Origin of the sequence: Blautia caecimuris (genome assembly GCF_024622975.1) — a bacterium.
Classification (GTDB): Bacteria; Bacillota; Clostridia; order Lachnospirales; family Lachnospiraceae; genus Blautia_A; species Blautia_A caecimuris.
In genome coordinates this window covers 13,733-26,468 of the sequence record NZ_JANJZT010000029.1, presented here as the reverse complement: position 1 = coordinate 26,468, position 12,736 = coordinate 13,733, and the positions used below count along the sequence as shown (strand labels likewise).

Annotated in this window: 12 protein-coding genes; all 12 read left to right on the top strand. The window is 41.3% G+C overall.

Features of this window, described 5'->3' with window-relative positions:
- The first annotated feature begins 91 nt into the window (after positions 1–91).
- The 12 genes from NSA57_RS15515 to NSA57_RS15455 all read left to right on the top strand — a co-directional run bounded on the left by NSA57_RS15515 (position 92) and on the right by NSA57_RS15455 (position 12,707).
- Complete coding sequence (locus NSA57_RS15515) at positions 92–943, top strand: PD-(D/E)XK nuclease family transposase (RefSeq protein ID WP_257465359.1); 852 nt, start codon at positions 92–94, stop codon at positions 941–943.
- Between the two features lie 184 nt (positions 944–1,127).
- On the top strand, positions 1,128–1,442 hold the full coding sequence (locus NSA57_RS15510; protein WP_227596989.1) for a helix-turn-helix domain-containing protein: 315 nt from the start codon (positions 1,128–1,130) through the stop codon (positions 1,440–1,442).
- 154 nt (positions 1,443–1,596) lie between these two features.
- The gene (locus tag NSA57_RS15505; RefSeq protein WP_257465341.1) at positions 1,597–1,809 is read left to right on the top strand and encodes a sporulation initiation factor Spo0A C-terminal domain-containing protein; all 213 of its coding nucleotides are present in this window, start codon (positions 1,597–1,599) and stop codon (positions 1,807–1,809) included.
- A 7-nt stretch (positions 1,810–1,816) separates the two neighbouring features.
- On the top strand, positions 1,817–2,248 hold the full coding sequence (locus tag NSA57_RS15500) for a hypothetical protein (RefSeq protein WP_257465340.1): 432 nt from the start codon (positions 1,817–1,819) through the stop codon (positions 2,246–2,248).
- A 254-nt stretch (positions 2,249–2,502) separates the two neighbouring features.
- Positions 2,503–3,048 (top strand): sigma factor-like helix-turn-helix DNA-binding protein, encoded by a 546-nt coding sequence (locus NSA57_RS15495; protein ID WP_257465339.1) that lies wholly within the window; start codon positions 2,503–2,505, stop codon positions 3,046–3,048.
- Between the two features lie 575 nt (positions 3,049–3,623).
- A complete protein-coding gene (locus NSA57_RS15490) occupies positions 3,624–4,004 on the top strand; it encodes a type II toxin-antitoxin system PemK/MazF family toxin (protein ID WP_012744261.1) in 381 nt (126 codons plus the stop codon).
- Positions 3,985–4,233, top strand: coding sequence for a DUF6870 family protein (locus NSA57_RS15485; protein ID WP_055152282.1), 249 nt, complete (start codon positions 3,985–3,987; stop codon positions 4,231–4,233). Before NSA57_RS15490 ends, NSA57_RS15485 begins: the two co-directional genes overlap by 20 nt.
- A gap of 132 nt (positions 4,234–4,365) precedes the next feature.
- Entirely contained in the window at positions 4,366–6,057 is a 1,692-nt protein-coding gene (locus NSA57_RS15480) for a recombinase family protein (protein ID WP_257465338.1), read from the top strand.
- A 1-nt stretch (position 6,058) separates the two neighbouring features.
- Positions 6,059–7,750, top strand: coding sequence for a recombinase family protein (locus NSA57_RS15475; RefSeq protein WP_257465337.1), 1,692 nt, complete (start codon positions 6,059–6,061; stop codon positions 7,748–7,750).
- Positions 7,747–9,324 (top strand): recombinase family protein, encoded by a 1,578-nt coding sequence (locus NSA57_RS15470; protein WP_257465336.1) that lies wholly within the window; start codon positions 7,747–7,749, stop codon positions 9,322–9,324. Before NSA57_RS15475 ends, NSA57_RS15470 begins: the two co-directional genes overlap by 4 nt.
- A 618-nt stretch (positions 9,325–9,942) precedes the next feature.
- Entirely contained in the window at positions 9,943–12,537 is a 2,595-nt protein-coding gene (gene clpB, locus NSA57_RS15460) for an ATP-dependent chaperone ClpB (protein ID WP_257465335.1), read from the top strand.
- A complete protein-coding gene (locus tag NSA57_RS15455; protein ID WP_022066609.1) occupies positions 12,534–12,707 on the top strand; it encodes a DUF4250 domain-containing protein in 174 nt (57 codons plus the stop codon). The genes clpB and NSA57_RS15455 overlap by 4 nt, the downstream gene beginning before the upstream one ends.
- Positions 12,708–12,736 lie beyond the last annotated feature (29 nt).

Sequence of the window (12,736 nt, the reverse complement as noted above, 5' to 3'; positions counted from 1 at the left end):
GATAAAATAGTGGCTTGTGAAAAGCTGGTTTTGATGTTAAGATGAAATTGGGATAGGAGACATCTAGGAACCTATCTTGACACAGCAAAGAATGGAGGCGGGAGTGAACGTGGCAAAGGAAGAAATCGTGAAAACAGAAGAATTAGAAACACGTTACGAGAGATACAAGGGTATCTTAAAAGACCTTACCATCATGAGCGATGTGTTCATGCGGAATGTATTTAAGAAACGGGAATGTACGGAATATGTGCTGCAGGTGATTATGGATAAAAAGGATCTGAAAGTTATCGATCAGGTTCTTCAGAAGGACTATAAGAATTTACAGGGGCGTTCAGCTATTCTGGATTGTGTTGCCAGGGATTCAGATGGCAAACAGATGGATGTGGAAATCCAGCAGGACAATGAAGGAGCATCTCCAAAACGGGCAAGATATCATAGTGGTCTGATGGATATGAATATATTAAATCCAGGGCAGGATTTTGATGAACTGCCAGAGAGTTATGTGATCTTCATCACCAGAGACGATGCACTTGGTTATGGACTTCCGATTTATCATATAGACAGGAAGATCGAAGAAGTCAGTGAAAATTTCAAAGATGAGGCTCATATTATTTATGTAAATTCTAAGAAGCAAGAAGATACTGAGTTAGGCAGATTGATGCACGATCTTCACTGTAAGAATGCGGAAGATATGCATAGTAAGATACTTGCAGACAGAGTATACGAATTGAAGGAAACACAGAAAGGGGTGGAATTCATGTGCCGTGAGATGGAACAGATTTATAGTGAAGGTATTGAAAGTGGTGAGCTGAAAAAAGCAAAGGCCTCAGCATTATCCATGGCTGCGGATGGAATGAAAGTTGATAAAATAGCCCACTATCTTAATGTGAGTGCTCAAATGGTGAAGAAATGGATCGATGAGAGCATGAGTGTTACAAAATAACAACAGAATCGTAATGAAGCTGCCAGAAAAAATGATTTATCTGGTGGCTTCTTTTTATATTGATATATAAAATATCTGTACTAGTTCTGTAGAACTATTGTAGTATCTGCGGATTCTGTATCTTTTGATTATCTATCGGTATACTAATTTTAGACCGAATTATCGTTCTGAAGGAGGTGTTACGATGGATTTAAAAGCGGTTGGTCAGCGAATCAAGGCTGCAAGAGAAGCAAAAAATCTTACCCAGGAAGAACTGGCAGCGCTGGTAAATTTAAGTACAACACATGTCAGTGTGATAGAAAGAGGATTGAAAGTAACAAAATTGGATACCTTTGTAGCAATCGCCAATGCACTTGATGTATCGGCGGATGCACTGTTGATAGATGTTGTGACACATTCTGTTACAGGTGTTACCAATGAATTGTCTGGTATGATAGAAAAATTGCCAAAGAACGAACAGAAAAGAGTTTTAAATGCGGTCAGAGCTTTGGTAGACTAATAGAATTAATTGCGAAATAGAAGAGCATAAAGCTCTTCTTTTTTTGTCTATTTTTATGAATCCATTTGTAAAACCCGTCTTTTTTCACGATTAAAACCATGGTATAGTAGTTCTAAAGAACTATATCTAATTCTATAAAATTGGAGGCGGACAAATGAGAGAGAAAACTATTTATGAAAAGATTGCAGAAAAGTACAACACAACACCAGAAGAGGTACGCAGAGAAATGCAGATAGCCATAGATGCAGGATTTGATAATCCCGATCCGGCTGTGCAGGAAGAATGGAAGAAAATGACACTTAGAGGAGACAGACCTACACCGGAAGAAGTGATCAATTACGCAGTAAAACAATTAAAAGGAAATTAATGAAAATATGAAGAAAAAGATAATTGCAGTGATCTCTGGAGCAGTGATCATGATAATTGCTGCAGGAAGTATTTATGGGAAACCTGAATCCGGTCATAAGGAAGGTGAACCGGATGTGGTAGGAACATTTTCCGTAAATCGGGATGAAAATCTAACTGTAGTCGCTAACCGGGAAAATATTGAGAATAGAGAAGCGTTTGCAAGAGAACTTTTGCAGATGTACAAGGGTGATTCTTTTCGTTCGACAAAATTCTCCACAGACAGGGGATATGCGACGAGCCTTGATATGAACATCTATTTATGGAAAGAGGATATTGAAGATGGGGAATCGGTAATGACAGCCGAATACAGACCTGTAGAATATGGAAAGGACTATGATGTTGTCAATAATCCTGATAAATTTCAACTATATATAGATGGAAAAGAAGTAGAAGAATAACACGGTGAATTTTTTATACTGAAATATGTACGATTTCAATAATGACGTGAACTTATGGGAACGTATTGCGGATACTTTGTGAACATTATCCTGATACAATGATTATGCTGATGAAAGAAGGCATAGATAACTGAATACAAAAAAGAGACGAAAGCCTCAGTAGTTAAGAAAAAAACTACTGGGGCTTTTTTCGTGCCTGAATTTCTCAGCCAATAACTGCGGGTATGTCCCGGCAGGATAAAGGAGGAGCAGGCATGATTCTAAACAGAGGTCCGCCTTCTGGATTTGAAACGAGCAACAAGATTTCAAATTCAGGAGGAACGGATATGTATATTGAACACCCATATTTTTATGAAGGAAAGTACTACGCAAATATTGATGGAGAAATGATCGAGATTACAAAAGAAGTTGCGTATGCGATGAACAACTTTTACAGAAGCAGCAAGGCAAAAAAAGTTGAGATTAAGAACGAAGAAGGGAAAGTCGTGGATAAGATGCTGCGGGAAGTACCTTACAGTGGTCAGTCCATTGATGGAGAAGGCTTTATGATAGAGGATTTCCCGGATCTGAATTGTGACGTGGAGTACAGTGTACTGACGAAAATGGAACAGCAGGATATTCATAAAGTGATTAATCAGCTGAATACCGAGGAACGCATGATTATTTATGGCATTTTCTTTGAAAATAAGACACAGACACAGATGGCAGAGATTATGGGGATTTCCCGACAGGTATTAGCGTACAAGCTGAAAACAATCCTTAATAAAATGCGTGAAATGTATATGAAAGAATTTTTTTAAAAAATTTTTGGAAAATTTTTTGCATTTGCCGAAGTCATTTGACTTTAGTAATTAGAGGAGCTTTAAGGACTCCCTAAAATGCACCATGATAACTGAATATCCAATAATAACTGACGTGACATTTCATACAGTGAGCACGAGGAAGATGCCGCTATAGGATTAAAAGACGTAAAAACATTTTTAGAGCTAATAATGCTGCGAAAAAGCACTGACCAAAGCCAGTCGGCAGGCTGGTGATGCGATGACATGTGTGAGATGCGATACACTTGCAGACCCTGAGAAGTCTGTAACTGGTAAACCTATGAACTGCCAGAGCCTGGAAACGAGAGTTTTTGGGTTGTGGTCCGGAGTATAGCATTCGGACAGGTTATTATTCCCTTCCTGCAGATGCAGGAGTAACGATTCGGGATATCGAGGATAAATAGAATCGAGCGAGCACTGTTTAATAATCAAATTGGCTATAGAGGTTATGCGGCAGAGCTTTCTATCTTGGAAAGGAACTCTGCCGTATTCCTGTGGAGCCAATATAGCGCTATGAATGCTTTACAAATAAAAAAAGATTGGAGAGATGACAAGTGACGATTCGAAGAGGAGATATTTTATGGGCGGATCTCGGTATGTTTCCGACAACCTCGGTTCAGGGTGGAGTACGACCGGTGATCGTGGTAAGTAACAACAAAGCTAATACATACAGTTCAGTCATTACAGTAGTTCCGCTGACGTCAAGAATATATAAGAAGCGGTATTTACCAACACATGTATTTATCAGTAAGTACGATATGACAGGGATCCGAAAAGGAAGCCTGGCATTGGCTGAACAGGTTATGAGCATTTCTACAAAATGTATTATTGAGAAATGCGGAAGAGTAAATAAGTGGAGCCTGGATCGGGTACTGAAAGCAGTACGGATTCAGATGGGAATGGAAGGAGAAGGGCATGACAGCAGAGGAATATAGAAATTATCTGGATCAGGATTTCAGTGATGTGGATATCAATGAAATGACTGATCTACGGATGATAAAAGCAGACAGAAATAAGCCGCTTCAGGAACGGAGAGATATTTTTCTGAATAAAGTAGGAAATCCTTATCTGGTCCGGATCGGTAATATGAAAGTAAAAGTCAGATTTGCAAATAACGGTATATCTATGGAGCAGGCATTTGAGAATATGCTTCTGAGTGTCTGAAAAAGTATGCTTCTGAGTGTCTGAAAAAGTACTGGTAAAATTGAGGGGACTGTGTTAGAATGTCGGTAAGGACAAATTATGCAGCCCCCTTTTATTACATGGATTTTCTGACGTAATAAAAGGAGGTAAGATATGTATCAGAATATCAACAAAATCTATCATGCCGCCATCTATGTCAGATTATCTAAAGAAGATGGCGATATTTCCAGTTCAGCAAAACTGGAAAGTAACAGCATTTCTAACCAGAAAGCTTTGATTCTGGATTTCCTGAAAGACAAAAAAGATATTGAAGTTGTTTCAGTCCGAGTTGATGATGGCTACTCAGGCTCTAATTTTGAGCGCCCTGCATTCCAGGCAATGCTGGAAGATATCCGGCGTGGGATTGTAGACTGCGTAGTGGTAAAAGATTTATCACGATTTGGAAGGGAATATATTGATTCCGGGAAGTATATCGAGAGATTATTCCCGGCTCTTGGTGTGCGTTTTATTGCCATCAATGATAATTATGACAGTCTTAAGGGAAAGAATCAGGCAGACGAAATCATTATCCCATTTAAAAATTTAATCAACGATGCTTATTGTCGTGATATTTCTATTAAGATCAGGAGTAATCTTGAGATTAAGAGGAAAAAAGGCGAGTGCGTGACTCCGTTTGTAGCATTTGGATACAGGAAGACAAAGACAGATAAGCATAAATTAGAGATTGATCCATCGGCGGGCAGTGTAGTACAGGATATTTTTAAGATGAAGCTGCAGGGAATGAGTCAGGATGCGATCGCTAATCGTTTAAATGAACTGGGTATTCTTTCCCCATTTGAGTATAAAATAAGCAGCGGCAGTCGTTATGAAACAGGTTTCCGGCAGAAAGAACAGGCACTTTGGAGTTCCGTTACGGTCCGCAGGATACTGGAAAACGAGGTTTATATCGGAAATCTTGTGCAGGGAAAAAGGACAACACCGAACCATAAAGTGAAGCAGACTTATGTGAAACCGGAAGATGACTGGATCCGAATTGAGAAAAATCATGAGCCACTGGTGAGTGACCGTGATTTTGAAATTGTGCAGAGGCTTCTGGGCATGGATACACGTACTTCACCTGACCAAAAGCAGGTATATCTGTTATCCGGAATTGCTGTATGTGCGGATTGTGGAGCACCTATGACAAGAAAGGTTTCTACTGTGGCAGGAAAAAAATATGCTTATTATCTATGTTCCACAAATAAAGAAACAAAACGCTGTTCCAGTCATAGAATACCGGAAAAGGATCTGGAAGTTGCCGTATTGGTGATGTTGAAACAGCATATCCAGAATATCCTGCACCTGAAAAGAGTCCTGGAATTTATTGGTACTGTGCCATTTCAGGAGATCAATATGAAAAAGCTGCAGGACAGGCTGGAGAAGAAAAAGCAGGAGAAAGAACGCTGTAAGGAGTTACGGATGATGCTCTATTCGGATATGAAAGAGGGCATTGTATCAAAAGAAGACTATGTAGAGCTTCATGCAGCATATGGAAAGCGGCTTAGAAATGCGGAAGAGAGTATCCGTGCGATCCAGAAAGAAATGGATAACGAGCTGGAAAAAGCAGACAAAGCCAATACCTGGCTGGATTATTTTGTGAAATATCAGGATATTGAAGAACTGTCCCGCACTGTGGTGGTAGAACTGATCAGGCAAATCCGAGTATATGATAAAAAGAATATAGAGATCACTTTTGATTTTGATGATTGTTATCAGACATTGCTGAATCAATTACCTGCTATGGGAGTTGATATGGTAATAGATGATAATAACAATCTGCAGGTCAAGGTAAAGGAGGTTGTATAAAATGGCACGAAAGAGCAGGAAAAACATTCCGGAAGTAGTCAGCAGTGCAACCGTCCAGACAGAGGTGAGCAGACCGTTCCGGGCAGGATTGTATGCCAGAATTTCAATGGAAACAGAAGAAACCTTAGAAAGAGGAACGATAGAAACCCAGGTGGAACTGATGAAAAACTTTGTGGCAGATACGGAAGATATTTCGGTTGCGGAAGTTTATAAGGACTCTGACTATTCCGGTACAAATTTTGACCGTCCTGGATTCGTACAGATGATGGAAGATATCAAGCATGGAAAAATCAACTGTGTGATCGTAAAAGATTTGTCCAGACTTGGAAGAAATTATGTCGAAACCAGCAATTATATTGAACGAGTATTTCCGTTTTTCCATGTAAGATTCCTGGCTGTGACAGATGATTTCGATTCTTTCAGAGAAGGTGTGGATCTTACAGTTCCACTGAAGAATATCATCAATGAATTCTATTCGAAAGACCTTGCCAAGAAGAGTAGCAGCGCAAAAAAAGCACTCTGGAAAGAGGGAAAATTTACAAGTGCCTGGGAACCGTATGGTTACAGAAAGTCAGAAGAAGACCATCATCAGCTGATTGTTGATGATGAAGCTGCAGAACATCTGAAAAGTATATTTTCTATGTATATGGATGGCAGGAGTTATAGTGATATTGCAAGACAGCTCAATAAAGATGGAGTTTTATCGCCGACTTTACAGAGAAAATTCTATAAAACCGGTGAAAAGCCGCTTCCGGAGTCAAAACCCTGGAACAATTATGAAGTAAAACGAGTTCTTCAGGATGTTCATTGCACAGGTGATTCGGTATATGGAAAGTATCAGTATAGCGTTTTTCAGGGAAATAAACAGAGAAACCGACCAGAGAGTGAATGGCTGCATGTGGAGAACACACATGAAGGAATTATAGATAGAGAGTTGTTTCAGCAGGTACAATCTAAAATCCAGGAATATACGGAAGCATATAAGAAGAAACATCAGCAGAACAATGGGGCTAATCGAAATCATAATTTCTATACAGGAAAGATATGGTGCGGAGGCTGTGGCAACCGCATGACGTTGTCCAGAGAAAGAAATGGCACATTCTTTTATATCTGCGGAGCCAATACGAACCATAAATCCGGGGGAAAGCAATGCAAAGGGCACAGAGTCAGAAAAGAATATGTGGATGATGATGTGCTTCGCCTGATCCAAACGCATATGAAAACCGTATTGGATACAGAAAAAATGATTCGGGAAATGAATGCAGCTTCCAAAAACCAGACACAGTACCTGCTTTTGGATAAAGAAGTGGGGAAACTTCGACGGGAACTAAGCCGTATCAGTAAGCGAAAATCGGATTTATATGAAGATTACTCGGAACGTTTGATTACAGAAGAAGAGTACATACAGTTTTCTCGGATTTATTCCAATGAAATTGAGAATATCAAGAGCCGTCTGGACACAGTATTGGCGGCACAGGTTCGGTATTCCCAGGATTACCACATTGAAGAAGGCTGGGGAAATGTGATACATACTTATATGTCAAAGCGTAAGCTGACAAAAGAAATGGCAGATGCTTTTGTGGATTCAATTATTATCCATGGTAAGTATGATTATGAGATCAAGCTGGTATATGACGATCAGTTTGCAGATTTACAGAAATTAAAGAAAGAGAAGGAGGCGCAGTCGAGATGACAGATCATAGAAAAACAGCTGTTTACATCCGTTTATCCGCAGAAGATGACAATGTAGATGGCAGAGCCAAAAAAGAAAGCGACAGTGTAACTTCTCAGAGAATTCTGTTAAAATCATTTGTGATTGATCAGCTGGGTGTAGATGAGGCAGATATCCTGGAATATGTGGATGATGGTGTCAGCGGTACTCATTTTAAACGGCAGGGATTTCAACAGCTGCAGGAAGACATGAAAAGCGGAGAAATTGGCTGTGTAGTTGTAAAAGACTTTTCCAGATTCGGAAGAGACTATCTGGAAGTTGGATTTTATATTGAATATATTTTCCCACTTCTGCAGATTCGATTTATTTCGATTAATGACAGCTATGACAGTGCAGCAAGCAGCGGAATGACTGGTGGAATGAATGTAGCATTGCAGAATCTGGTATACAATATGTATAGCCTGGATTTGTCCAAAAAAATTTCATCAGCAATGCAGACAAGAACAAAAAACGGCACACGCCTTCCAGTAAATGCCAGATATGGCTATAAAAAAGGAAAAGATGGAAGGCTGGAAGTTGATCCGGAGGCTGCAAAAGTCGTAAAAATGATTTTTCAGATGGCAGCGGAGGGAACAAGTTTTGCAGATATTACAAGGGAATTGAACAGACAGGCGATTGCTACTTGTGATGAGCAGAAAATATCAAGAGGGGATCAGGTGCAGTTCCAGAGGTTTGACACGATCAAAAAGAAACACTGGAGCCCTACGACAGTATCGGCAATTGTCCGGGATGAGATTTATATTGGAACCAGAATCTGGGGCAAAACACGTTGCAGTATGCATACGGGCCATAAAGCAGTTCTGAATGATGAAACAGAATGGGTTCGCCTGGAAAATCATCATACGGCAATTATAGACAGGGAATTGTTTGAAAAAGCAAATGAAATGCATCCGAAAAAGAAGAGAAGTGTTGCGGAATCACGCACCAATTTTACTCTGGAAAGACGTAAAAAACAGCCGGCATTGCTGTTATGTGCCAACTGTGGGCATGCTCTGTTAAAAGAAACAGAGCATCTGCTGAAATGCTCAGATGCCAGAACCAATGGCGATCCTGTGTGCCGAAGTCTGGTGATTCGTAGGGAATCGATGGAGGAGAATATCCTTGGACTTGTCCATCAGTATGCAGCGTCAATGTTGGAAAAAGGAAAGAAAGCATCTTCCAAAAGTCAATGTGAATACAAAGAGATTAATACTGCAGAATTGCAAAAACAGAGCCGACAGTTGACCTCAGAAAAGATGAAGCTCTATGATGATTACAAAGATGGTCGTATGGATCGTGATTCGTATAAGCAGAGAGCTGAAAAGGCAAGTGTACAGTTGGAGGAAATAAAACGAAAAATAGAAGATGCGGAGAATAGCAAAAAGCTTCTTGAACAAAATGAACTTTCTGATAAAATAAAACTAAAAGATTTCTTGGGAATTCAGAAGTTCGATACAGAGAAGCTGCGTGAGGTTATCAAGGTGATCCGTGTTCATAGTCAGGATGAAATTGAAATCGAATGGAATTTTGACGATATTTTTTCAGAACAGAGATAACTTGAGCAGGACAAGAATGACTTTTCAAAAGATAATAAAGGTGCTGGGACTACCTGATGGAAGCGTCAGATAGTCTTCGGCAGAAAAAAATAAAATTTTTTTTGTCCTATACTTGACACATCCACATACTCTTCGTCATACGGGATGTACCAGGCTGGGTGAGAACAATGTCAATCCCAAAGTTATGCAGTATGTGATGGGGTGCTGGATGTCCGGTGGAGATCCGTTTAGCACCGACCGTAGCGGAGCGAAGAACATTCAGATGCACAGATCACAATGAATGTCTACAATCATATTGCAGAGAAGCCTCATGTGGAGAACGAGATGTCTAAAATGAACCTGCAGAAACTGTGACTGCTGTGGTATAAACCAGAAGTCGTTGTTGTAAAATGTGGTCAAATCAAGAAAATCGAGTGCGAAAGCAAGTGAAAAATCCCTGTGAAGCCCGTAAAATCAAGGCTTCACAAATTCTTCACAAAATAATTAGCACTCACCTCTTTACATTGCTAACAAAATGTGATATGTTATACAAGAACTAGAACAAGACAACAATGTTACGGTCCAAAGGATCAGAAGTAACCAGTTATATTTTTATTTGCAGATAGAGGAGGAGAGCCTATGAATATCAGTAAATTTACGCAGAAATCCATACAGGCTGTTCAGGATCTGGAAAAGATTGCCTATGAATACGGCAATCAGGAAGTGGAGCAGGAGCATCTTCTGTATGCTCTTCTCAGTCAGGAGGACAGCCTGATTCTCAAGCTTATTGAGAAGATGGAGATCAATAAGGAATATTTTGTTAATACAGTAAAAAAAGCCCTGGATGCCAGGGTAAAGGTAAGCGGCGGAGATCTCAGGTTCGGACAGTATCTGAATAAATCCCTTGTCAGTGCAGAAGACGAAGCCAGAGCTATGGGAGATGAGTACGTTTCCGTAGAGCATCTGTTTCTGTCTCTTCTGAAACAGCCAAGTCCCAGTATGAAAAAGATTTTTGACGAATTTGGAATTACCAGAGAACGTTTTCTTCAGGCGCTTTCTACAGTAAGGGGAAATCAGAGAGTCGTCAGCGACAATCCGGAAGCAACCTATGATACTCTCAATAAGTACGGAGAGGACCTGGTGGAAAAAGCCCGCAACCAGAAGCTGGATCCGGTAATTGGCCGTGATGCGGAGATCCGAAATATTGTCAGGATTCTTTCCCGTAAGACAAAGAACAATCCGGTTCTGATCGGTGAACCGGGCGTAGGTAAAACCGCTGCCATTGAAGGACTGGCGCAGCGAATCGTTGCCGGAGACGTTCCTGAGGGACTGAAAAACAAAAAGATTTTTGCCCTGGACATGGGCGCCCTTGTAGCAGGAGCCAAGTACAGAGGCGAGTTTGAGGAACGTCTGAAGGCGGTTCTGGAGGAAGTGAAAAAAAGCGAGGGAAATATTATTCTCTTTATTGATGAGCTTCACCTGATCGTAGGCGCAGGAAAAACAGACGGAGCCATGGATGCGGGAAATATGCTGAAGCCGATGCTTGCAAGAGGAGAACTTCACTGTATCGGAGCAACCACTCTGGATGAGTATCGTCAGTATATTGAAAAGGACGCCGCTCTGGAACGTCGTTTCCAGCCGGTTATGGTTGACGAGCCTACTGTGGAGGATACTATTTCCATTCTTCGTGGACTGAAGGAGCGTTATGAGGTATTTCACGGAGTAAAGATCACAGACAGCGCTCTTGTGGCGGCAGCAACACTTTCGCACAGATATATTACAGACCGCTTTCTTCCGGACAAGGCCATTGACCTTGTGGATGAGGCCTGCGCGCTGATCAAGACGGAGCTGGATTCCATGCCTACCGAGCTTGACGAACAGAGACGTAAGATCATGCAGATGGAGATTGAAGAGTCTGCCCTTAAAAAAGAAACAGATAATTTAAGTAAGGAGCGTCTTGCTGACCTTCAGAAGGAGCTTGCTGATCTTCGGGATGAATTTAATACTCAGAAGGCTCAGTGGGACAATGAAAAGCATTCTGTAGAAAAACTTCAGAAGCTTCGTGAGCAGATCGAGGATGTGAATAAGCAGATACAGAAGGCAAAGCAGAGCTATGACCTGGAAAAGGCTGCAGAGCTTCAGTACGGAGAGCTTCCAAGACTTCAGCAGCAGCTTGAGATCGAGGAACGCAATACAAAGGAAAGTGACAACCGACTTGTGCATGAGGCTGTGACAGATGATGAGATCGCAAAGATCATTTCCAGATGGACAGGAATCCCTGTTACCCGTCTGACTGAGGGCGAGAGGACAAAACTTCTGAGCCTTGAAGATGAGCTTCATAAACGGGTGATCGGTCAGGATGAGGGTGTGCGCCTTGTGACAGATGCCATTCTGCGGTCAAAGGCCGGAATCAAGGACCCAACCAAGCCTATTGGTTCTTTCCTGTTCCTGGGACCTACCGGCGTAGGTAAAACGGAGCTGGCAAAAACACTGGCAGCAACGCTTTTTGATGATGAACAGAATATGGTCCGCATTGACATGAGTGAATATATGGAGAAATATTCTGTATCCCGTCTGATCGGAGCGCCTCCGGGATATGTGGGCTATGAGGAAGGCGGTCAGCTGACAGAGGCTGTCAGAAGAAAGCCGTACAGCGTTGTGCTGTTTGATGAGATTGAAAAGGCTCATCCGGACGTGTTTAATGTACTTCTTCAGGTGTTGGATGACGGACGTATCACAGATTCTCAGGGAAGGACTGTGGATTTCAAGAACACCATTCTGATCATGACCTCCAATATAGGTTCACCCTATCTTCTGGACGGTATTGATGAAAAGGGAGATATAAAACAGGAAGCTCAGGATATGGTCATGAATGATTTGAGAGGTCATTTCCGACCGGAGTTCCTGAATCGTCTGGATGAAATAATTTTGTTTAAACCCTTGACAAAAAATAATATTGGTAACATAGTAGACCTGATGGTGGCAGAGCTTGACAGGCGTCTGTCTGACCAGGAGCTTTCCCTGACTCTGACAGAGGCGGCAAAAGCGCAGGTTGTGGAAAACGGCTATGATCCTGTGTATGGAGCCCGTCCTCTGAAGCGCTATCTTCAGAATTATGTGGAAACACTTGCTGCGAAAAAGATTCTTTCCGGCGATGTTCATGCAGGAGATACGCTGGAGTTGGATGTAAGGGACGGCCAGTTTATTATCAATGTAAAGGACGGAAACAGATGATACCCAAGGACCCGGTAATTTTACTGAGTTATGTGAACACGCAGCTTCGGGATTATTATGATTCCCTGGAAGCACTCTGTACCTGCAGAGGTCTGAAAAAACAGGAACTGGTAGAAAAACTCAGAACCATTGATTATGAGTATGACGAAAATACAAACCAGTTTATATGATGGAGAGCCGGAGAAGATTTCCTGATAAA